The following is a 21,762-nucleotide window of genomic DNA, read 5'->3' as shown; positions in this document are numbered from 1 at the left end:
TTGGCAGAGTCCGCGGCAGGTTCGACACCTGTCGCCGGCAGATGATCCATCAATCCGCCTTCCCCGGCGTTCTGGTCGGCAACTGCTTCACCATGCGATCGAAGTCGGATTCGAAACGCCGGTCGTCCAGCACCCGAAACTTGTCGAACTCCTGTTCGGCGTGCGCCTTGGCCAACTCAGCCGTCACCTTGCCCGCACCCTGCAAAATCTCGCGGTCGTTCAGCGTCAAAAAACCTTCCAGTTTGCTGATCCAGTCCTGCATGGTCATGGCAATACGCCGCGCGGCTTGCCCTTCGGCAAAAATCAGATACTGCTCGGCCAGATTGCCAAGGGCGCGCAGTTCTTCCTCGTTCAGGTAATTCTTGGCGACGCCAACATCGGCCTTGCGGATGCGCGCCCCTTCCCAGGTCGTCAACCCCATGTTCGGCAGGCGACTGTCGGCGCGGGCGGCGATCAGTTCGGCGGCGGTCTGGCCGTGGATGGCGTAATGGACCTTGTTCTGCACCGTGGCAAAAAACTGCTGCGTCAGCGGGTGGTTAGCGTCGTAGTCGACACTGGTGGCATAGATGTCCGTGATCTTCTGGTAGAAGCGCCGCTCGCTGGTGCGGATGTCTTGCAGGCGGCGCGTCAGCTCGTCGAAGTAATCGCGGCCCCTGTCCGGATTCTTCAGGCGCGCGTCGTCCAGCACAAAACCCTTGACGATGTATTCCTTCAGCTTGTCGTTGGCCCACTGCCGAAAGCGCACGCCGACCGGGCTGCGCACCCGAAAGCCGAGGGCCAGCACCATGTCGAGGTTGTAATGCTCGACCTCGCGACTCACTTCCCGCCCACCCTCGGTTTGAACTGTTCGGAAAAACCGAACAGTTGCCTCCGGCGCCAGTTCGCCATCCTCGAAAATGTTCTTGATGTGCTCACTGATCGTGCCCTTGGCCTTGCCGAACAACTCGGTCAACTGCCTCTGGTTCAGCCAAAGAGTTTCCGCCTCCAGCATCACGTCGATGCGGGTGGAGCCGTCTTCGCTTTGATAGATCAGGAATTGCTGCATTGCCCTCATCACTGTGCCGCGCCTGTTCGCCGATCCGTGATGTCTTTAATCAGTTTCCTCAAATCCGCAATGTCTTGCTTAAGTTCATCAGCGGTCGGTGGTGGCTCATCTTTTGCCGACGACGGATCATGAGCCTCGACCAAATCATGGCAACGCTGATTAATACGGAGAATCTCAACTACTTCTGCCTCCTGAAGTCCAATCACCAGCTTCAGCTTCTTTACGTCTATGTAATCTTTGAAACGCTGCACCGTGCCATTGAGAACAAAATCTTGCGCGACTCTCTCAATCGTTGCCCGGAGAAAACTGTATTGCCTGATCATCTCGCTCGTCAGTTCCTCTGATGGGTTAGCAGGCCATGGCATTTTCTCGAATCGCTTTTGCGCCTTTTCGAGGAAATCGATTCTTTCGCCGTAGCTCTTATGCGCCCATGGAAGTCCCTCGGCTACGTTGCCGTAGAAACCACCGTTCGCCTCAAGACGACAAAATAGGGGCGACACATTCAGCTTGTCGCATTGATCTCGCAATTGCTGAAGAAACACAACATCGTGAGTGAAAATCAAGACCTGCCTTTGTTTAGACTCCGCTGCCAATCGCTTTGCAACTTTTCCTCGACGCATGTGATCCAACGATGAAACTGGATCATCAAAAACGATGCCACATGCATGATTCGCAAGCTTCAATTCTGCTAGGAATGAACCCAGCGCGATGGCTCGCTGCTCACCTTCACTAAGTATCTGCTCCAGCTTGTTCGTCGTTGGGAGATCAAGAAGCAATTGGTGCTTAATCTTTCCCTTGTCATTTCGATCTTTGAGCTTGGTTCGTATATGACCTATTCCGAGAGACTTGAATTCTTCATCCAGTGCATTCTTTAGCGCAACGGTAACGGCACCACTTGCCAATTCTTTTGACTTATCTGAAATTGGCCTTGTTTTGAGATCTTGTTCACAGGCTTTTAGCGCCTGTCTCATCTTCAATCGCTCAATCAGGCCAAGCACTGCGTCTAGGCTTGCTGAAAGATTCTGGCGAGCCCGTAGTTCTTCCCGCTTGGCTATCAGCGATTTCTTCTTAACTTCGTCTACTGCATGGGCAAACACTCTTGCCGACTTGAACTGGTGTGCAGCAAGATTTCGCAACCTCTTACGTGGATTCTCGCCAAGCGGAGGCGCGTCCTCCCACGTATAGGAATTGAGATTCTGAAGCATCCAAATTCTGCGGGCCTCGATGTCTCGCTCAAAAGCACCGATACTTGACGCGATGGCATCATCAAGTAACGTTAGTTCTTCAACGAGAGAATCGTCGATACCAACACTCAAATTCGCTCTTTCAATCTTTATCTTTGTCGCTTCAAGTTTTTGCCGCTGCTCGGCGGCAGCTTTAGCAACGTCGTTTTGTATATATTCCTCAAATCGGTTCAACCGTTCACCTGCATCGTTCAACGGTTGCTGACAGAGCGGACATTTTGCATCGCCAGTGATATGAGGGAACACATGCTCGGGATAGGCAACCTCTGTTGAGAACTTGCGTGCTGCACCAAACAATGCCTTCCATACCGGCTCACCTGTTCCAGGCAAAAGTGATTCTCCTGACTGAAGTGCTTCTGCGGCTTGCTTCTCAGCCTTATTGGCAGTGATCGTAGCATCGGTGATTTTCTTGAGTTTATCTATAGCGGCATCGCTGACCCAGGACAAAGCGGTCTCAATCCTTTCCGCCAAACTCTTTAGTCGTCCCGCGGAAAGGCGATGCTCATTTGCTTTCTTCGCTGGATCATATTCAGCAAGTGCTGCATCGAGTTCCTTAGCCGTTGCCGTCTCGATCTCGGACAATGTGCTAAAAGCCTTGACCTTGGCAGAACTTGTCTTTTCGCTTAAGGCGTTAACCAGTCGCCCAACCTCCGTCTCGCCAACCAAATGCTGGAGTGGCTGACGATCGATACTGATTGCTGCAATCTCTTCGTTAAGGCGCCGTGCCAACTCCGGTAGAACTTTATTGGCAAGATTCTCAACAACGTCCAGTCCATAGGGGAGATATGCGACATCCTGCTCGGTCGTTAAATAGGCGCGCGCGCAGTGTGAATCGAAGACTGATATCGCAGCCAGTTCGTCAGGTGAATCACTATCACCAGTCCAGTGCACAGCCTTGGACGTCCCACCAATGTCAATGTCGAATATCGCCTTAGGTATCCGATTCAGGGCGGCAGGATCGTTTGCATCTGGATGGACTTTCTCCGCCTGGTCTCGAGCACGACAAGCTCGTTTCATTACTCTTACATAGCCCGATTTCCCGCTTCCGTTCCCACCGTAGATCACCGTCAATCCCAATTGGGCGAAATTCAGCTTTTGCCCCGGCGCAATCCGATTCACATGCACCAAATCACGTATCGCCTGTAGAACAACTTTCTCGCCAGCAGGAAGTATTGTTGGCAGATGAGCCGCTTTTAGCGGCTCTGGTGTCAGCCCCAATGGATTGGGCAATCCATGAGCTGCTTTCAATAAGGCATACAGATCCCCGTAATCTTCAGCAGACAAGCCCGTCTCTTGTTGAAAAAGCCGGCGTGCCGCATCTCGCTGCCAGAGAGGAAGCTTCTCTTCTGACCACTTTAGAATTTCATCAATTAGTGCCATTACACAACCCGAGATACCTTCATCACCTCATCTCCCAAGTGGTTGACGACCTTCAACGCGATCCGCCCTGAGATTCCGCTTGCCTATAGAACGGAAGACACCTCCCTTGATGACTGCATCGCCGTATCGCCAGAGCCGACTCTCGATACCCAGTGGAACAAACAGAATATGCCATAGTCGAGCGTACCTGCGGTCACGATCTGCGACCGCATTGGGCCACTTTGCTTGTCGTTTGATGCGGCGGTCGACGCACTTGAAATGCCAATCTGGCATTTCAAGTTCTCCCAATCCTCGCTGCCCAACTGGAACATGAAATCGTCCGGGAAGCGGTCGAGGTTTCTCTTGACCGCCCGGTTCAGCGCTCCGGTTTCCACCCCGTAAAGCATGGCAAGGTCGGCATCGAGTAACACCTTTTCGCCACGGATAAGGAAGACGAGCTGCGCCAGATTTTCAGGTTTGGGAGCGATATTGGTCATTGCGGATCAGTCTCTTTCGGCTGCATCTCGCCAGTCGATGCATTCGACATTGCTTGAATACAGTGAGCGATTGAGCCAGCGATGGATTGTGGTGAAAAGGCATTGCCTCCGTTGCCGCAGCAAGTCGGCTCGCCTCATCCCGACACCTTCTTCTTCAGTTTCTTGCGCATCACCGCTTCCGGCAGCGCCTTGTAATTCTCGCGACTGGCCACGCGCCGGCCAGACTTCTGCTCCAGGTCCAGCCGTGCGTTGCCAGCCACGGTGCCGCCCTCGACGGCAGCTTCGCGGTTTCGGTCGTAGCCCTGGGCATCCCGGTTGCGGGCGATCTCGGTGGTGGAGGCTTCGCCCAGCATGGTGAAGATCAGCTCCAGGTCGGTCATGTGGTCGCGCAGGTTGTCGGCCGGTTTGTCGAGGCTCTTGAAGTCCTTGTACTCGGCGGGCGTCATGCCGAAGGTAGCGCGGCTGATTTCCGCGGTGAGGATGGCGTATTCGCGCTGCTGCTTGACGCCGCGCTTCTGCCATTCGTTGGTGAGTTCGTCGCGGATGGCGATGCCGCGCACGCGCTTTTCGATCCATTCGTCGCTATAGCCCTTGGCTTGGTACAGCTCGCGCATACGCTTGGCGGCGAGTTCCGGGTTTTCGATTTCCTCCAGGCGCTCATAGCCGACCTTCGCCAGCCAGCGCTTGAAGGGTTCTGCTTTGGGGGAAGGGATGGACTGGATGATGCGGAGCAGGCCTTCGGTATGGGAACAGTCGGTTTCGCGCAACTTGCTATCAGGAGCTTCCAGTTTCAACTGTCGACAGATTGTCGACAGTTCAATTCCGCTGATTTTTTCCCGTTGTTTGATGCGATACCAGTAGTCCCGCGGATTCGGGCTGTCAGTCAGCGCCGCGACGACATCGGTGACCGAGAAATACCACTTCCGATCATCTTCGCTCCAGATCGAGCGAATCTGCTTCGATTCAAATAGCTTGATGTTGCTCATGACATCTCCCCTCACGCTTCAGCATTCCATCAGTCGTCTTGCCGGACTCCACTTCGACGTTTATCGCGAACCCTGCATGCATCCGGGGGACATCGCTTCTTTGTCGCCGAAGATCGCCACGCATCACCCGGCCAGCGGCAGCATCAAGGCGCCCAGGGCGCACAGGGTGGTGGTGACGATGAATACGGCGAGATCGCCGGGATGGACGGGCTGCTGAACGAAGATCTGATCGGTGTACATGGGACTGCCTCCTGGTGAATGGAGCACAGTCTGCCGGCCGCGAGGCTCATGGGGTGAGCCTATTGTCCGGCGCCGGCAAGTCTTTTTCCAGCAACTCCGGCGCCTGCACGTCGCGCGGCAGCGCCTCGACCGGGTTCAGGTCGGCGATTTCCTTGTCCTCGCCGGCCACCTTGAGGTCGCGGAACTTGCGCGCCGAAACCAGCACGCGGCTTTCCATCGAGGCCACCGACTTGTTGTAGGCGCCGACGGCCTCGCCGAGGTTCTTGCCGACGCGGCCCCAGTGCTCGGTCACGGTGGCGATGCGCTCGTATAGCTCGCGTCCGAGCAGGCTGATGCGCTCGGCGTTCTCGGTCAGGGCCTGCTGCGTCCAGCCATAGGCCACGGCGCGCAGCAACGCGATCAGCGTGGTCGGCGTGGCGAGGATCACGCGCTGCTCGACGCCCTGCTCGATCAGCGAGGGGTCGGCTTCCAGCGCGGCAGAGTAGAACATTTCGCCGGGCAGGAACAGCACGACAAAATCCGGCGAGGGCTGAAACTGTTCCCAATAGGCCTTCTGTCCGAGCTTCCTGAGATGGTCGCGCACCTGGCGCGCGTGGTCGGCCAGCTTGCGTTTCTTCTCGTCCTCGTCGCTGGCCTCCAGCGCTTCGAGGTAGGCGGCCAGCGGCGCCTTGGCGTCGACCACGATGTTCTTGCCGCCGGGCAGCCTGACGATCAGGTCGGGACGCAGGCGGCCGTCCTCGGTGTTGGTGCTGGCCTGTTCGAAGAAATCGCAGTGGTCGAGCATGCCGGCCATCTCGACCACGCGCTTCAATTGCAGTTCGCCCCAGCGCCCGCGCGTCTGCGGCGCGCGCAGGGCCTTGACCAGATTGCCGGTTTCCAGGCGCAAGTCGCCTTGGGCCACCGCCATGGCGCGCACCTGCTCGGTCAGCGTGGCATAAGCGTCGATGCGGGATTTCTCTATGCCCTGGATTTGCAGTTCGAATTTTTCCAGCGAGGTCTTCACCGGCGCCACCAGTTCGCCGATGGCGAGCTGGCGGCGGTCGAGGTCGGTTTTCGCCGAGGCCAGCGCCGCCGCCTGTTGCGCCTCCAGCGTGGCGCGGGCGAGTTCGAGGAAGGACTGGTTGTTCTTCGCCAGCGCATCGGCCGAGATCACCTTGAAAGCGTCGGCGAAGCTGTCGCGCGCGGCTTCGAGCGTAGCCTGGCGCTCGGCGAACAGCGCCTGGTCCTTTTCCAGCTCGGTTTGCAGCGTGGCGCAGCGTATCGCCAGCGTCGACTCCTGGGCGCGCAACGCGGCCAGTTCGCTTTCGCGCTGGGCCAGTTGCGCCTGGGTTTCGCGCATGCGCGCCAGCAGGAAAAAGCCGACCAGCCCGCCGCCGAGCAGCAAGCCCACCACCAATGCCACGCTCATTTCCATGCCTTGCCTCGCCTTATTGATCTCGTAAGCTGCGCCCCCGCAGGAGCGAGCTTGGTCGCGATAACTACCGCCGCATCGCCAGCAAGCTGGCTCCTACAGAGGATTTTTCTGTCGATTGATCCAAATTCATCATAGACCTTGCCAGCGCATCATTCGTTGAAGCCGCGGATCAGCCGGCCCGCCTTCTTGGTCGGCCGGCCCTTGAGGCCGGCGCCGGGCATCGGCGCGAGGCGGCGGATTTCCTCCAACTGCAGGCGCCGCGCCAGACTTTCGGCAGTTTCTTCGTAGAGCAGGCGGGCTTCCGGCGCCGGCCGCCGCTGCGCATTGAGGCCGCGCACGATGACCGTCCAGCGCAGCTCGCCGGCGGAGATTTCCAGCTCGTCGCCGGGCTTCAGTTCGCGCGCCGGCTTCACCGTCTGGCCGTTCCACCTGACCTTGCCGCCTTCGACCGCGGCGGCGGCGAGGCTGCGCGTCTTGAAGAAGCGCGCGGCCCAGAGCCACTTGTCGATGCGCTGGCGCGCACTTTGGTCCGCGTTCTCAGTCATGGAAGGCGACGAATTCGTCGAGTGCGGCGCGCTCGGTGGCCAGGCTGTTTTCGACCGCCGCCGCATCGGCGTAGCCCAGCGACATGCCGCAGACCAGTTGTTCCTGCGGCCCGAAGCCGAGCACCTCGGCAATGATGCGGTGATAGTCGAGCCAGGCCACCTGCGGACAGGTGTCGAGGCCGCGGGCGCGCGCGGCGAGCATCACGCCTTGCAGGAACATGCCGTAGTCGAGCCAGCCGCCCTGCCCCATGCGGCGGTCGATGCTGAAGATCAGGCCGACCGGGGCGCCGAAGAACTCGTAGTTGCGGCGCATCTGCGCGCGCATTTTCGGCGCGTCGCCCTTGACGATGCCGAGCAGGCCGTAGAGGCCCCAGCCGATCTTGCGCCGGCGCGCCAGGTAGGGCTCGAAGAACTCGGCGGGATAGTAGTTGTATTCGGCGCGGTGGCCGGGCTCGTCGGCATCGTAGGCGGCGCAGACGGCCTCGACCAGGCGCTGGCGCGCGGCGCCGGACAGCACATGCACGCGCCAGGGCTGCAGATTGGTGCCCGAGGGCGCGCGGCGCGCCATGCTCAGGATTTCGGCCAGCAGCTCGCGCGGCACCGTCGTCGGCAGGAAGGCGCGCACCGAGTGGCGCCCGGCCATCACGGCGTCGAGCGCGGCCTGCTGGGCTTCCGGCGTCAAATTCAACGGGCCAGGCTGACTGCGGCGAGGGCTTGCCTGGCGGCCGCTTCGCGCTTGGCGCGCGAGGTGGTCATGACCGTGGCTTCGCCGTCGATGACCACCTTGCCGCCCACGCTGCACACGGTGTCGAGCACCACCCGGCATTTTTCCGCGATGACCTGCTTGACCGTCACCTTCGCCCGCACCGTGTCGCCGGGGCGCACCGGCGCGCGAAAGCGCAGCGACTGGCTGACGTAGATCACGCCGGGACCGGGCAGGCGATTGCCCATCACGGCCGACAACAGGCTGGCGGTCAGCATGCCATGCGCGATGCGGCCGCCGAACTGTGTGGTCTGCGCGTATTCCTCGTCCAGATGCACCGCGTTGACGTCGGTCGACACGGCCGAAAACAGCACGATGTCGGTCTCGGTGATGGTCTTGGCGGTTTCTGCGCTCATGCCGACCGCCATGTCTTCAATGTCGTAGCCGTTCTGCGGATTCATGCCTGTCCTTTGTCGTGCTTCGGGCGGACTGGATAGGTTTGCGAGCGCGTCATATCACCGGCTTCAGATCGCCGTCGAGCTGCTCCAGCAGGGCTTCGATCTTGCCGGACAGGGCCAGGTAGTCGACGATGGGCTGGTCGGTCATGCGCAGGATCTTGCCGTTCCGGATGTCGTCGGCGATGGATTTCGAGCGCCGGTGGAACTCCTCGTGCACCTTCAGCAGTTCCTGCGCCGAGGCATAGCCGGCGAGCTCGCCGGCGTTCGCCGCCAACCACTGGCCGAGGCTGCACTGTGCCGCATCGCCGATCGGCTGCGTGTCGTAACCGCGATTGCTGACGCTGCCCAGCGCCAGCTGGAATTTCATTTTCCATGCGCGATGCATGGTCAGGGCATGGTCGAAATCGAATCCTTGCATGGTTGGCGCCTCTCGTTGCAAAGTTTGCGGATTGCTTAAGGTAACACTCCCGGCCGGCCGCGGCGCAGGTGCAATGTCGAATGGCTGCGCCGATTCTATCCCGTCAGCAGCCGCGCGGCTCCCAGTCCGAAACGCACCATGCCGCTGACCAGCAGGGCCACGCCGACCGACAGCGCCACCGAGACCAGGGCATCGCGGCGGCCGATGGTTTTCAGCATCACGGCGAAGGTCGACACGCAGGGAATATAGAAGGTCAGGAACAGCAGCAAGGTCACGATCTGCAGCGAATCGAGCAACGCGCCGATGTCGTGGGTGCCCAGCGCCTGGTAGATCATCAGCAGCGACAGTTCCTTGCGCAGCACGCCGAACAGCAGCGGCACGCCGAGCGCCAGCGGCAGGCCCAGCCACCAGACCGTGACCGGGTTCAGCAGCGTGTTGATCAGGCTGTCGGCGCCGACGTGATTGAGCAGCGCCAGCACCACGCTGCCGCCCACCAGCAGCGGCGTGACGATGGTCAGGATGTCGCTGGTGCGTTCCCAGGTCTCGGCCAGCAGTTTGCGCCAGTCCGGCAGCGCATAGGCCGGGATTTCCTGGACCTGGCCGGGGCCCAGTTCGCGGTCGCGGCGCGACAGCAGGCGCCCCATCACGGCGATGATGATCAGGGTCAGTGCGAATATGCCAAGCACGCCCGCGGCACCGAGATACTTGCCGGCGAGCGCGAGAATGATCGCCGAACGCGCCGAGCAGGGCACGAAGGTGATCAGCACCGAGGCGATCACGCGCTCGCGGCCGCCGGTCACCCGCGCCGCGCCGGAGATGGCCGGCACGTTGCAGCCCAGGCCGAGCAGGAAGGGTACGGCGACGCCGCCATGCAGGCCGATCTGGTGGAAGCCGCGGTCGACGACGAAGGCGATGCGCTGCATCAGCCCGGCTTCCTCCAGCGCCACCAGCAGCATCACCAGCGGAATCATGTAAGGCACCACGATGCCGGTCAGGCCGATCAGGCCGTCCGTCACGGCGCGCCCGACCACGCCGGCGGTGCCCTGCGGCTGCCAGCCGGCGAAGGCCTCGGCCAGGCGCACCGTGGTCATCGAATCGATCCAGCCGCTGATTTCGAAGACGACGAACAGCACCGCGCCGAACACCGCGAGGCTGCCGATCAGGCCCCATTGCGGATGCAGGAACAGCTCGTCGAGCCAGTAGCGCCAGTCGCGCACTCCATAACCCTGAGCAGGCGATCCCATGCGCAGCGCCGCCTCGACCACGCTGGCGGCGCAATGGTGGCGGTCGGCATGGAGTTCCTCGGCCAGCGGCCGCGGCAGCTTCAGGCCGGCGGTCGCGCGCAGGGCGCGCAACTGCGGCAGCAAAGCGGGAAAATGCTGCGCCAACTCGTCTTCGATGAAGCCGTCGGCCGCGGCGAACTGCAGCAGCAGCAAGGGATGCGGCACGCGAAACGCCGCATGGATCTCGGGGCGGTTCAGCGCCGCGCTGAGCGGCTGCAGGCTGTCGGCGATGTGCCGGCTGGGCGGCTGCGGCAGCGGACAGGTGGCATCGCGGGCGGCATTCACGGCAGCATCGAACAGCTGCGCCAGGCCCTGCCCCATCAGCGCCACGGTCGGCACCACGGGCATGCCCAGCAGCTGTTCGAGGGACTTGATGTTGATGTAGAGGCCCTTGTTCGCCGCCTCGTCCATGCGGTTCAGCGCCAGCACGATCGGGCGCCCGAGCTGGGAGAGTTCCAGCGTCAGTTCCAGGTGGCTTTGCAGGCTGGTGGCGTCGACCACCTGGATGATCAGGTCCGGCGGCGCGAAGGGCGCGGGCGGCCCGGACCGTTCATGTACCGAAACCGGCGGACGCTCGTCGCCCCAGAGCAGGTATTTCAGCGCCGAAAGATCGTCGCCCTCCAGATGGTGCAGGGAATGGATGCTCGGCAGGTCGACCACGCTGGCTTCGTCGAGGCCGATCTGTACCGTGCATTCGCGGTAGACGCGATGCGTCCCGCTCAATTCGCCGCGCTGCGGCGCCGTGCTCGACACCGCCTCGAACAAGGTCGTCTTGCCGCTGCCCGGCATCCCCACCAGGGCGATGCGCAGGCGCCGCTCGCTGCGGAACAGCGGGGTGCGCAGGGGAACGGTGGTTTCGGAATAGTTCATGAAAATTGCCGCTGCCTGGTAGGAGCGAGCTTGCTCGCGAAGCCAAGGGATCTTCTATCGTCCCGGCTTTTCGCGAGCAAGCTCGCTCCTACGGGGCATGGCTCGAATGTAGGCAGCATCCCCGCTAAAGCCTGTATTCGAGCTGCAGCCGCGACTGCAGGCGCTTGACCTGCTTGAAGGCCTCCTTCAGCACCTGCCGGTCCAGTTCGTTGAGCTGGTCCGGGTCGATGCGGTTCTCGCCGCCCGGCGCCGTGCCGCCGCGCTGGTTCTGCAGGCGCAGCTGCTGGATGAAGAAGAAGCCTTCGATCACCGCATGGACGTCGTCGTTGCCCAGCAGTTTCTGCAGGGCGGCGGCGCGCAGGCGTTCCACGGTGCTGCTGTGGGCAATGCCGTTGGCCAGCGCGATGATGCGAGCGGCATCGACGACGGGGCGCGCGCCGAAGGCCTTGAGGTCGAGCGTATGGGGAAAATCCGCCTTGCTGTCATAGACGAAATCGCGGATCACGCCCAGCGGCGGCGCCGACTTCAGCGCATTCTCGGCCATCAGGCGCAGGAACAGCCGGGCGCTGTCGGTCATGCCCAGCAGCCATTTGCGCAAGGCCTTGGCCAGCGCCAGGTTGCCGTACAACGGGCGGAAATCGAAAAAGATCGTGGCGTTCAGCAGCGCCTCCGGCTCCGGCGCGCGTATCCATTGCGTGAAGCGCTCTTGCCACTCGTCCTGGGTCAGGCACCAGAGCGGGTTGCTGGCCATGATGTTGCCCTTGCACAGCGGAAAACCGCAGCGCGCCAGGCCCTGATTGACGTCGCGGGCGAAATCGAGGAAGCGCAGCTGCAGCGCATCGCGGTCGGCGAAATCGGGGCAGATGAAAATTATTCCATTGTCCTGATCGGTGCTGAAGGTCTGCTCGTCGCGTCCCTCCGAGCCGAAGGCCAGCCAGGCCCAGTCGAGTCCGAACAGGTCGTGCTGCGCCAGGTTGATCTCGATCACGCGGCGCGTCAGGTTGTCGTTGAGGCCGGAGATGAACTGCGTCAGTTGCTCGGCGCTGACGCCCTGGCCCAGCATGTTGAGGCACAGGCGGCGCACGTCGCCGGCCGCCTGGCTCAGGCTGTCGATGTCCGCGGCGGCCTCGATCACCCGGCGCACGTTGCGCAGGCCGATGCGCTGCATGGCGAACAGGTCGCGCTCGGAAACCACCCCGGCCACCCGCTCGCCGGCGTCGACGATCACCAGGTGGCGGATGCCGTGCGTCGCCATCGCCAGCATGGCGTCATAGGCCGTGGCGTGGGCCGGGATGGTCACCGGTGCGGTGGTCATCACCTCCTCGATCGGCGCGGCGGTCGGGTAGTCCGGAATCACCACGCGGCGCAGCGCATCGCTTTGGGTGAATATGCCGAGCGACCGGTTGTCGGCATCGGTGACGATCACCGAGCCGACCTTGGCCTGCACCATGGTTTCCATGGCCTGGCGGATCGGCGTCTGCGGCGTGACGCTGATCACCGCCGGCCGCAGGAAGGCGGAAAGCTGCGAGTTGAGCGGCTGCTGATCGACATTGCGCTGGCCGAACTGGATCTCGATCTGGCGCCGCGCCGCGTCGAGCAGGCCGGCCACATGGTCGAGCACGAAACGGTTGAATTCGCAGCTGCCCAGCAGCAGCTTGAAAAAGTCGGCGCTGGCGAGACGCCAAAGCTGGACGTCTTCGACCGCCGAATAGACATTGATCGCCGAGCGCTTCGCCGCCACCGCCGCCAGCGGAAAACTTTGCCCCGGCAGCAGCTCGTAGAGGGGCTGGTCGGTGAGATTGACGTCGCCCGCCTGGCGTGCCTGCACCCTGCCCGCCTGAATGATGAACAGATCCGGCGGCATGTCGCGCGGCGTCAGGATCAAGCCGCCGCCGGGCACCGTGACCGGGGTCAGGCTGGATGCCAGCGCGTCGAGGGCAAACGCACCCATGTCCTTGAACGGCGCATGCTGGCGCAGGAAGGCGAGGAGTTCCGCGCGGGTTTCAGCAACCATGATGGAGTCTCCCTGGCATCAAGTGTCGATGTGGAATCGGGTCTTCAGGCCTTGCTGCAAGGTGCGCGCCTGGCGCAGGGCATCGAGCAGCAGGCGGCGGTCGAATTCATTGAGGCCCTCGGGATCGAGCTGATTGCCCGGCGTCCGGCCGGCGTCGACATTACCGGCCTGCGCCGCCAGCCGTATGCCTTGCAGGGCGTGGAAGGCATGCACCGCCGCTTCGGCATCGGCCGGCGCCATGACGCCCTCCAGCGCGGCCTGGCGCAGGCGCGGCGCGGTGGCCGTCGCCGCGATGCCGGCGCCCAGCGCCAGTATGCGCGCCGCATCGACAAATATTCGCGAGCCGAACTTCTTCAGGTCGATCGTGCCGCCGGCTTCGGCGGCCGTGACGAAATCGCGCAGGCGTCCCAGCGGCGGCGGCGCCGCCAGCGCATTGACGCTCATCATGCGCAGGAATATCTCGTTGCCGCGCGTCAGTTCCGACAAGGCGCGGCGCAGCTCCGCGGCCAGGCTGCCGTCGCCGGCCAGCGGCCGCAAGTCGAAGAAGATCGCCGCGTTGAGCAAGGCCTCGGGCTCGGGCGTGCGCACCCAGGCCGTGAAATTTTCCAGCCATTCGGATTGCGACAGGCACCAGTGCGGGTTGCCGGCCATGACCTCGCCGTCGCAGAGCGGAAAGCCGCATTCGGCGAGCGCCCGGTTCGCCGCCTGGGCGAAAGGCAGGAACAGTTCGCGCAGGCCGCGCGCCTCGCCGTCGTCGCTGGCGGAAAACACCAGGCCGTTGTCCTGGTCGGTGGCCAGGGTCTGCTCCAGGCGGCCTTCGGAACCGAGGCCGAGCCAGCACCAGCGCGCCGGCGGCAGGCGAAAACGCGGTTCGAGCAGGGCCAGCACCCGCGCCACGATGGCGTCGTTGAGCCGGGACAGGACGCCGGTCACCAGCGCGGCGCCCACCTCCTCCCGCTGCAGGGCAAGGGCCAGTTGCCTTGCCTTCGCGGCACAGGCCGCCAGCGCCGCCATATCGGCGGCGGCAGCGATGCGCGCGCTGCAATCGGCGACGGCTGCGGCCTGGGGCAGGATTTCGCTCTCGCTCATCGCCTCAGTACTTGATCCGGGCGAAATAGGTCTGCTGCGCGGCGTCGAGCGCCTGGCGCAGGGTCACGATGCCCATGTCGGCCAGCAGCGGAATCATCTTGAGGAACACCTCGCCGGTGACGAAGGCATCGCCCAGCGCCGTGTGGCGGCCGATGACGTTGATGCCGAGGCGCTCGGCAATGCTCTCCAGCCGGTGCGATTCCTGGTTGGGATGGATCACCGCCGAGAGCAGCAGCGTGTCGAGCACGGGCTGGGTAAAGCGCAGGCCGAGGCTGTCCTCCTTCAACTGGAAGAAGCGCATGTCGAAGGCGGCGTTGTGCGCCACCAGCACGGTCTCGGCGCAGAACTCGTGGAAGGCGGGCAGCACCACGTCAATCCGCGGCTGGCCGCTCAGCATGGCCTCGGTGATGCCGTGTATCGGGATGCCTTCCGGCTTCAGCGGAACGCCGGGATCGACCATCTGGTCGAAGATTTCCTGCCGCAGCAGGCGGTTGTTCACAATGCGCACGGCGCCCATCTGGATGATCTCGTCGCCATTGGAAGGCTCCAGTCCGGTGGTTTCGGTATCGAACACCGAATAGGCGAGATCGGTCAGCCGGCGCTCGGGATCGATGCCGGAGCCTGCCGCATCGCGCGTCGCAAAAAGGTCGAAGTCGTAGTACTCGGGCCGGCTGTCGCTGTGCAAATGCTGCACCTGGTCCTCCGGCTGCAGTTCAGGCACGGCCGCCGCCGGCAGCACGATGCGGAAGAAGGCGTTGTGTGCCGCCTTGTCGCGCTGGTACCAGATTTCGCCGCCATGCCGGTTGATCACGTCGCGCAGCGTCAGCGGGCTGCTCTCGTCGCCGACATGCATCGGCTCTAGTTCCCAGGTGTAAAGGGTCTCGGACGACACCGGCGTGCCCGACCAGATCAGGTCGACGAAGACCATGCGGCCTTCGGCCGACAGCCGCAGGCGCAGTTCGCGGATCGCATAGTGGTCCTGCAGGCGCGCGGCGAGAAATGTGATGGCCTGGATCAGGGCGAAGCTGTCGACCTGCATCCACAGGCTGGCGTCCTGGTTTTCATGCTTGATCGGCAGCTTGAGCCGGTCCTCGATGCGCCGCGCCGCCGCTGCCACGATATCGATCGCCAGCACGTCTTCCAGCGGCCAGCGGGTTTTCAGCGAGTCGGCGAAGCGGCTCATGGTGGTTTCGAGTCTGGCGCTCATCGCCGCCGCCTCGTCGGCGATCACGCGCGTGAAGCGCTCGCGATAATCGGCTGCCATCTCGGGCGAGTCGCGCAGCGTCTCCACCGCGGCGCGGATGTTGCCCAGCGCCGCACGGCTGCCGTCGGTCAGCGAATGCAGGGCCTGGTCGCGCTCGGCCTCGCGCTCGAAACTGCGCGTGATGTTCTCTATGGTCAGCACGTAGCCGGTGACGTGTTGCTCGGCGCCGAGCGCGTTGTCCAAGGCTTTTTTATGGGCAGGCGCAGCCTGACTACTAACTTCATCGCCCCCCTCCCCGGGAGGGGGGTTGGGGGGGAGGTTGTTCACAATGGCAGTTGTTGCGCTGTCGGCGCCCGTGCGCAGCACGGGCGCCATCTGACAGCGCAACAACTGCCCGGCGCGTGTCGACGTAATGAAGTTCGCGGTCGGCTCGGCGCTGCCCTTGCGCAGGCGCTGCTGGATGTTCTCCAGCGAATGGGTGATCTGACCGCGCTCGAGAATGGAAAATATCGAGCGGCCGAGGCCGATCAGCGCGCCGCCGCTCATCGAGGTCGGCCCCTGCGCCAGGGACTTGAACTGCAGCCGGGCGCGGCTGTTGTAGAGCAGGATGCGGCCGTCGAGATTGCAGACGATGACGCCCAGCGCGAGTTCCGACATCAACGCGGCGAGCCGGTTCTTCTCCTCCTCGACCGTGGCCTTGGCCAGGCGGATCTGCGCTTCGACATCGTTCAACAAGGCGTCGCGCTGCTGCGCCAGGTCGTTGGCGGCGCGCGCCAGTTCGCACACTTCGGGAGGGCCTTCGGGCGCCACGCGGAAATTCCGGTTGGCGCCAAGCATCAGGCGCAGGGTCTCGGCCATGCGCAGCAGGCCATGCACATACTGCTGGAACAGCGCGCGTAACAGCGTCAGCCCGGCGATGAAACCGAACAGGGTGATCAGCCCGCCCAGCGGCAGGCGCGGCAGCAGGAACTCGGCGAATGCCGCACGCTCGGCGTCCTTGGCGTCGGCCAGCAGCAGCACCGCGGTCAGCGCGAAAGGTCCGGTCATCAGCAGGCCCAGCACGCAAGCGGCGAGGATGAAACGCAGCCTTGCCTTCATGCCAGGAGCGACTTGATCTGGCGCACGAGGTCCTTGGTCGAGAACGGCTTGGTGATGTAGGCATCGGCGCCCAGCGCCATGCCCTTGGCGATTTCGGTCTCGCGGCCCTTGGCCGTGAGCATGATGATTTTCACGGCCCCGAGTCTCGGATCGGCGCGCATCGCCTCGCAGACTTCGAATCCGGATTTCTTCGGCATCATCACGTCGAGCAGGACCAGATCGGGAAGGAACTCGGCGGCCAGCCGCAGCGCGGATTCACCATCGGTCGCCACGGCAATCTCGAAACCTTCCTTCTTCATCAGGTACTCGAGCGAAACAACGATGTTCGGCTCGTCATCGACAATCAAAATGCGCTGACTCATGCAACTCCTCTCGACAATTTATTATGTGCCCCCTCACCGAGGCCTCCGCTTTGCAGACGGGCATCCCCTTGCGGGACCGATTCATTATCGCCCGCCTGCCTCGGCAGCGTGAAGACAAAACGCGCGCCGGCGCCGGGTGTGCTTTCGACCCACAGGCGCCCGTTGAAATACTCGATGATCTGGCGGCTGATCGGCAGGCCGAGACCGGTTCCCTGCGGCTTGTCGGTGAGCACGTCGGTGGTCGCCGAACCCTGGCGGAACTTGTCGAAAATGACCTCCTGGTCCTCGGCCTGGATGCCCGGACCGTTGTCGGTGACGCTCACGCGCACCTCGCTCGCCGTACCGCCAGCGCCAACTTTCACGCGGCCTCTGTCGGTCGGGACGAACTTCAGCGCATTCGACAGCAGATTGACCATCACCTGCATCAAACGATCGCGGTCGGCGATCACGGTGAGCCCCTCCTCCGTCACGTCGACCTCCAGCGTCACGCGCTTTTCGGCGAAGAGCACGGTGAGGGATTCCACCGCTTCGCGGATCACTTCGCCGACATCGACGGCCGCAACGGTCCATTCCGCGCGGCCCGATTCGAGCTTGGCCAGGTCGAGAATCTGGTTGATCAGACGCGACAGACGCACGGCTTCGCTGACGATGATGCCGAGAAAACGCGAGCGCTGCGCCAGATCGATCTTCGGATCCTCGTGCAGCATTTCGGAGAAGGCGCGGATCGAGGTCAACGGCGTGCGCAGTTCGTGGGTCACCGAGGAAATGAAGTCGTCCTTCATGCGATCCAGTTCGCGCAGCCGGGCGTTCGCCTCGCGCAGATCCGTCGTGGCACGCGTCAGCTCCAGCGATTTCTGCTCCAGTTCGCGCGTGTAGGCCCGCACCTGGGAAGCCTCGTCGAGAATGTTCATGACCTCGTCGAGGCCGAGCGGTTCCTCGGTGACCACCGAAGCCACCATCGCCCGCGCCGAGGCCGAACCGATGGCGCCCGCCAGCAGGGTTTCGGCGAAGCTCACCAGGCGCGCATCGGCGGGAAGTTCCTGGATCGAGCGCAGGCCCCGCTGCTGCGCATGGCGGGAAAACGCCTCCTCGGCGCGTTCGCGGCCGAGGAAGCGGCCGGCCAGCGGCAACAGGTCGGTGACGCCGGCGCTGCCGCGCCAGTTGGGACTGCCGGCGGCCTCGGCGCCGCCGACGAAGAGGGTGGCCTGGCGCGCCTCGCGCACGTTCGGCACGCGCTGCAGCGATACGCCGATGTAGGCCCCAAGGTTGACCAGCAGGCTCCACACCAGGCAATGCGTGATCTCGTCGAGCCCGGAGAGGCCGAACAGGTGCTGCGGCCGCAACAGCTCGATGCCGAACAGGCCATGGGCGATGAAGCCGTCCGGCAGCCAGCCCGACTTGGCGAACGAGGGCAGCAGCAGGGTATAGGTCCATAGCGCGAAACCGCCCGCCAGGCCGGCCAGCGCGCCGTCGCGCGTGCCGCCTTTCCAGAACAGGCCGCCGATCACCACGGGGGCGAACTGCGCCACCGCGGCGAAGGAAATCAGCCCGATCGACACCAGCGCATAGGCTTCGCCGGCGACGCGGAAATACAGGTAGCCGAGACCGAGGATGATGGCGATCGCCCAGCGCCGGATTTCCAGCAGCAGGCCCGAAAGATCGGCGCGCGCCGCCAACCCGAGCATCGGCAGGCGCAGCAAGAGCGGCATCACCAGGTCGTTGCAGACCATGGTCGACAAGGCGATGGTCTCGACGATGACCATGCCGGTCGCCGCCGACAGGCCGCCGATGTACACGAACAGCGCCAGCGCCTCGTGCTGGTGCGCCATCGGCAGGGTCAGCACGAAAGTGTCGGCATCGACCGTGCCGGCCGGGAAATGCAGCAGGCCGGCCAGGGCCACCGGCAGCACGAACAGGTTGATCAGGAACAGGTACAAGGGAAACATCCAGACCGCGCGCCGCAAATGGCTCACGTCGACGTTTTCCACCACGGCGATCTGGAACTGGCGCGGCAGCAGCAGCGCGGCGAACAGGGACAGGAACACCAGGGTGCCCCAGGTGCCGTAGGCCGCCGGAGAGTCGGCGGTGGCGAGACGGCGCGCAACCTCGGGCGCGGCCGCCGCCCGCGCGAAGATATCGCCGATGCCGTCGTGCATGCCCCAGACCACGAAGATGCCGACCGCCAGGAAGGCGATCAGCTTGACCACGGACTCGACCGCGATCGCGGCGACCATGCCTTCGTGGCGCTCGGTGGCGTCGAGGTGGCGCGTGCCGAAAAGGATGGTGAACACGGCCAGGATCATCGCCACATACAGCGCGCTGTCCTGCAGGATAGGCACGGCGCCGGCGGTCGCCGGCATGATGATCTGGGGATAGCTGGTCAGGATCGCAAAGCTGTTGGAGACCGCCTTGAGCTGCAATGCGATGTAGGGAATCACCCCCACCACCGCGATCACCGTCACCAGCCCGCCCAGCAACTGGCTCTTGCCATAACGCGAGGCGACGAAGTCGGCGATCGAGGTGATGCGATTGGCCTTGGCCACCCGGATCATCTTGTGCAGGATGAAGCCGGCCAGGGCGAACAGCAGGGTCGGCCCCAGATAGATCGGCAGGAAGCCGATGCCGTTGGCCGCCGCGCGCCCCACGCTGCCATAGTAGGTCCAGGTCGTGCAATACACGCCCAGCGACAGCGCGTACACCACCGGATTGGCGATCAGCGAGCGTCCCGTATCGGCGCGCCGGTCGGCATACCAGGCGATCGCGAACAGGATACCCAGGTAGGCCAGCGAGGCGAGGACGATCACCCAGGCTTGCAGCATCTCAGGCCTCCGCGGGACAGGTTCGCATCAATCGCCTTTTCTCTCGACCACCCAGGCCATTTGCGCGATCAGGGCCAGCCAGGAACCCATCAACCAGGCGTAAAGCGGCGGCATGCCGAAAAAATCCCCGCCGCGGTTGAATACCGAGAGCAGGGGATAATTGAAGAAGAAACAGCCGAGCAGGAACAGGAATGCAAGACGCTGCGCAGTAAGTCGGGAGCGGATCATTTCTCACCTCCAGCAGGAACCGTATCCAGGAAGAATGGTACCCGTCCTGGCAGCGCCAAATACCATTCCCGACGAAATTCCCGCCGATCAGATTCCCAAGGTATAAAAGTCCGCCGCTGTGATCGAACCCGGGCTGACGTTGAGCAGCACGACCAGACATTCCTCGCTGCCGGCGCGGATGACCGTGTTGCTCGCAGCGGTGTCGATCCCGTTGCCCTGGCTGATGGACAGACCGACAAAGTCGAGCCCGCCCGCCAGCGCGATGCGGTCGATGCCGTCCTCGAAGTCGTAGAGCATGTCGGCTGCCGCCAGGCTGGTGCCGCCATCGCCGGCGGCAAAGACGAAGACATCGGCCCCGGCACCGCCCACCAGTCGGTCCGCCCCTGTGCCCCCCTGCAGGACATCCGCCCCGGCCCCGCCCAGCAGCGTGTCGTTGCCGCCCAGGCCATCCAGTTGGTTGTGGCCCCGATTGCCGCGCAACAGGTTGTCGGATGCGTTGCCGGTACCGTCGCTGTTCAAGTCGATGGTGGTGGTCTTCCGGGAGAAGAAGCCACCGCTGCGCAGCGTGACGGAACCGGTCAGGTAGAGGTTCTCGACGTTGTCGGCGAGGACATGGCTGGCCCTGGCGCTGACGCTGTCGAATCCACCGTCGGCCAATTCAGTGATCTGGTCGAAGCGATGGTCGACGACATAGACATCGTTGCCGACGCCTCCCACCATTAGGTCGGCACCACGGCCGCCGTTCAGAAAGTCGTTGCCGTCGCCGCTATTCAGGGTGTCCGGGTTATTTGTACCGATCAGCACGTCGCTTATCGCGGTGCCGGTGATCGCCGGCGGGGGACTGACCGCGAGGGTAAAGGTATCGGTCACATTGGCACCGCCGGAATCGGTGGCGGTAACAATAATGTCCAGATTCCCGAGATACTGATAGGTCGGTGTGCCGCTGAATGCTCCCGTGGCACTGTCGAAGTGCAGCCAGGCGGGAAGTGCATTGCCGTCGGCCAAACGCGCACTAAGGCTCAGTGAATCGCCACTATCGACGTCGCTGAAACTGTCAATGACCAGGGTGTGGCTAAACAGGAAATGCGCTGTAGCGCTTTGGTCGGCGAGGAGGGTGGTCAGAGTCGGGGTGTCGTTGATGTTTGCGACTGCAGCGGTGGCGTTGCTGGTGACGCTCTGTGTTACCCCGTAGCCGTCGGTGTAACTGGTGACCACTTTGACCTGCCGGCCGACCAAGGCTTCGGTCAGATCCAGCGTGGCATCGGTACTGACGTTGCTCCAGGAGATGCCGTCGCTGCTCGATTGCCACTGGTAAAGAAGGGTGCCCAGTCCGTCGGCGTCGCTCAGATTGTCGGTGGCGACAAGTGACGCCCCTTCCGTGGGGGAACCCGAAACCGACACGCTACCGACCAGCGCCGTATTGAGGAACAGCGCATCGCCGTTGACCTGCCACCGCCCTGCCACGGCAGTATTCAGGCGAATGTCGATTTCCGCACCCGCCGTCGCATTGGTGCCGATATAGAGATGAAGTCCGTCGGCCGAGACCTGGGCCTGATTGGCGAGCAAGGCAGTGCCGTTGCCCTGGGAGATGAGACCTTTCGTGAAGGTGGCATCGGTCACCTTGATACGGTCGCCAAGAGCGAAGTCCATGATGACATCGCTGCCGTTGTTCGCCGCAACAAACTGGAAGGTGTCGTTGCCCAAGCCACCGGTGAGAGTGTCGCCGCCTGCTCCGCCATCCAGTATGTCGTTTCCATCACCCGTCTCGATCCGATCATCGCCGCCGCCGGCGTTGACGGTATCGTTGCCCGTGCCAGTGATGAACACGTCGTTGGTGCTGACATTGGTGTTGGACAGCACATCGTCACCCGATCCGGTGGTTAGCA

At 63.1% G+C, this 21,762-nt stretch carries 17 protein-coding genes; all 17 read right to left on the bottom strand.

The window, feature by feature from the left end; genetic code table 11:
• Positions 1-49 precede the first annotated feature (49 nt).
• Complete coding sequence (locus RMO95_RS01825; protein WP_310448878.1) at positions 50-1,045, bottom strand: virulence RhuM family protein; 996 nt, start codon at positions 1,043-1,045, stop codon at positions 50-52.
• Positions 1,046-1,053: 8 nt separating this feature from the next.
• Entirely contained in the window at positions 1,054-3,669 is a 2,616-nt protein-coding gene (locus tag RMO95_RS01820; RefSeq protein WP_310448877.1) for an AAA family ATPase, read from the bottom strand.
• 83 nt (positions 3,670-3,752) lie between these two features.
• Entirely contained in the window at positions 3,753-4,145 is a 393-nt protein-coding gene (locus tag RMO95_RS01815; protein WP_310448876.1) for an ORF6N domain-containing protein, read from the bottom strand.
• 134 nt (positions 4,146-4,279) lie between these two features.
• Positions 4,280-5,131: a Bro-N domain-containing protein gene (locus RMO95_RS01810; RefSeq protein ID WP_310448875.1), complete on the bottom strand. Its 852-nt coding sequence runs from the start codon at positions 5,129-5,131 to the stop codon at positions 4,280-4,282.
• A 286-nt stretch (positions 5,132-5,417) separates the two neighbouring features.
• Entirely contained in the window at positions 5,418-6,779 is a 1,362-nt protein-coding gene (locus RMO95_RS01805; protein WP_310448874.1) for a DNA recombination protein RmuC, read from the bottom strand.
• A 155-nt stretch (positions 6,780-6,934) separates the two neighbouring features.
• Positions 6,935-7,330 carry an RNA-binding S4 domain-containing protein gene (locus tag RMO95_RS01800; RefSeq protein ID WP_310448873.1) on the bottom strand — a complete coding sequence of 132 codons (396 nt, stop codon included), beginning with the start codon at positions 7,328-7,330 and terminating at the stop codon, positions 6,935-6,937.
• Entirely contained in the window at positions 7,323-8,018 is a 696-nt protein-coding gene (locus RMO95_RS01795; protein WP_310448872.1) for a nitroreductase, read from the bottom strand. The genes RMO95_RS01800 and RMO95_RS01795 overlap by 8 nt, the downstream gene beginning before the upstream one ends.
• Positions 8,015-8,494 (bottom strand): MaoC family dehydratase, encoded by a 480-nt coding sequence (locus RMO95_RS01790; protein ID WP_310448871.1) that lies wholly within the window; start codon positions 8,492-8,494, stop codon positions 8,015-8,017. The genes RMO95_RS01795 and RMO95_RS01790 overlap by 4 nt, the downstream gene beginning before the upstream one ends.
• A gap of 49 nt (positions 8,495-8,543) precedes the next feature.
• Complete coding sequence (locus RMO95_RS01785; protein WP_310448870.1) at positions 8,544-8,909, bottom strand: CZB domain-containing protein; 366 nt, start codon at positions 8,907-8,909, stop codon at positions 8,544-8,546.
• Between the two features lie 95 nt (positions 8,910-9,004).
• Entirely contained in the window at positions 9,005-11,062 is a 2,058-nt protein-coding gene (locus RMO95_RS01780; protein WP_310448869.1) for a ferrous iron transporter B, read from the bottom strand.
• 124 nt (positions 11,063-11,186) lie between these two features.
• Entirely contained in the window at positions 11,187-13,076 is a 1,890-nt protein-coding gene (locus tag RMO95_RS01775; RefSeq protein ID WP_310448868.1) for a DUF294 nucleotidyltransferase-like domain-containing protein, read from the bottom strand.
• Positions 13,077-13,094: 18 nt separating this feature from the next.
• Positions 13,095-14,165, bottom strand: a complete 1,071-nt coding sequence (locus RMO95_RS01770) for a DUF294 nucleotidyltransferase-like domain-containing protein (protein ID WP_310448867.1) — start codon at positions 14,163-14,165, stop codon at positions 13,095-13,097.
• 4 nt (positions 14,166-14,169) lie between these two features.
• Positions 14,170-16,467 carry an exonuclease domain-containing protein gene (locus RMO95_RS01765; RefSeq protein WP_310448866.1) on the bottom strand — a complete coding sequence of 766 codons (2,298 nt, stop codon included), beginning with the start codon at positions 16,465-16,467 and terminating at the stop codon, positions 14,170-14,172.
• On the bottom strand, positions 16,464-16,829 hold the full coding sequence (locus RMO95_RS01760; RefSeq protein WP_310448865.1) for a response regulator: 366 nt from the start codon (positions 16,827-16,829) through the stop codon (positions 16,464-16,466). Before RMO95_RS01760 ends, RMO95_RS01765 begins: the two co-directional genes overlap by 4 nt.
• Complete coding sequence (locus RMO95_RS01755; RefSeq protein ID WP_310448864.1) at positions 16,826-19,648, bottom strand: sensor histidine kinase; 2,823 nt, start codon at positions 19,646-19,648, stop codon at positions 16,826-16,828. The genes RMO95_RS01760 and RMO95_RS01755 overlap by 4 nt, the downstream gene beginning before the upstream one ends.
• A gap of 27 nt (positions 19,649-19,675) precedes the next feature.
• Positions 19,676-19,876 carry a hypothetical protein gene (locus RMO95_RS01750; protein WP_310448863.1) on the bottom strand — a complete coding sequence of 67 codons (201 nt, stop codon included), beginning with the start codon at positions 19,874-19,876 and terminating at the stop codon, positions 19,676-19,678.
• A gap of 87 nt (positions 19,877-19,963) precedes the next feature.
• The coding region (locus RMO95_RS01745) for a putative Ig domain-containing protein (protein WP_310448862.1) at positions 19,964-21,762 on the bottom strand (1,799 nt) is incomplete at its 5' end.

The organism is Sulfuritalea sp. (assembly GCF_031426875.1).
Lineage (GTDB): Bacteria > Pseudomonadota > Gammaproteobacteria > Burkholderiales > Rhodocyclaceae > Sulfuritalea.
The sequence above is the reverse complement of the archived record's forward strand: the minus strand, read 5'-3'. Positions and strand labels throughout refer to the sequence as shown.

Bases quoted from the DNA above. Each gene is read 5' to 3' on its own strand.
- RMO95_RS01815 (WP_310448876.1), bottom strand. From the start codon at position 4,145: ATGACCAATATCGCTCCCAAACCTGAAAATCTGGCGCAGCTCGTCTTC.
- RMO95_RS01800 (WP_310448873.1), bottom strand. From the start codon at position 7,330: ATGACTGAGAACGCGGACCAAAGTGCGCGCCAGCGCATCGACAAGTGG.
- RMO95_RS01765 (WP_310448866.1), bottom strand. From the start codon at position 16,467: ATGAAGGCAAGGCTGCGTTTCATCCTCGCCGCTTGCGTGCTGGGCCTG.
- RMO95_RS01790 (WP_310448871.1), bottom strand. From the start codon at position 8,494: ATGAATCCGCAGAACGGCTACGACATTGAAGACATGGCGGTCGGCATG.
- RMO95_RS01785 (WP_310448870.1), bottom strand. From the start codon at position 8,909: ATGCAAGGATTCGATTTCGACCATGCCCTGACCATGCATCGCGCATGG.
- RMO95_RS01825 (WP_310448878.1), bottom strand. From the start codon at position 1,045: ATGCAGCAATTCCTGATCTATCAAAGCGAAGACGGCTCCACCCGCATC.
- RMO95_RS01780 (WP_310448869.1), bottom strand. From the start codon at position 11,062: ATGAACTATTCCGAAACCACCGTTCCCCTGCGCACCCCGCTGTTCCGC.
- RMO95_RS01770 (WP_310448867.1), bottom strand. From the start codon at position 14,165: ATGAGCGAGAGCGAAATCCTGCCCCAGGCCGCAGCCGTCGCCGATTGC.
- RMO95_RS01755 (WP_310448864.1), bottom strand. From the start codon at position 19,648: ATGCTGCAAGCCTGGGTGATCGTCCTCGCCTCGCTGGCCTACCTGGGT.
- RMO95_RS01805 (WP_310448874.1), bottom strand. From the start codon at position 6,779: ATGAGCGTGGCATTGGTGGTGGGCTTGCTGCTCGGCGGCGGGCTGGTC.
- RMO95_RS01820 (WP_310448877.1), bottom strand. From the start codon at position 3,669: ATGGCACTAATTGATGAAATTCTAAAGTGGTCAGAAGAGAAGCTTCCT.
- RMO95_RS01760 (WP_310448865.1), bottom strand. From the start codon at position 16,829: ATGAGTCAGCGCATTTTGATTGTCGATGACGAGCCGAACATCGTTGTT.
- RMO95_RS01810 (WP_310448875.1), bottom strand. From the start codon at position 5,131: ATGAGCAACATCAAGCTATTTGAATCGAAGCAGATTCGCTCGATCTGG.
- RMO95_RS01750 (WP_310448863.1), bottom strand. From the start codon at position 19,876: ATGATCCGCTCCCGACTTACTGCGCAGCGTCTTGCATTCCTGTTCCTG.
- RMO95_RS01775 (WP_310448868.1), bottom strand. From the start codon at position 13,076: ATGGTTGCTGAAACCCGCGCGGAACTCCTCGCCTTCCTGCGCCAGCAT.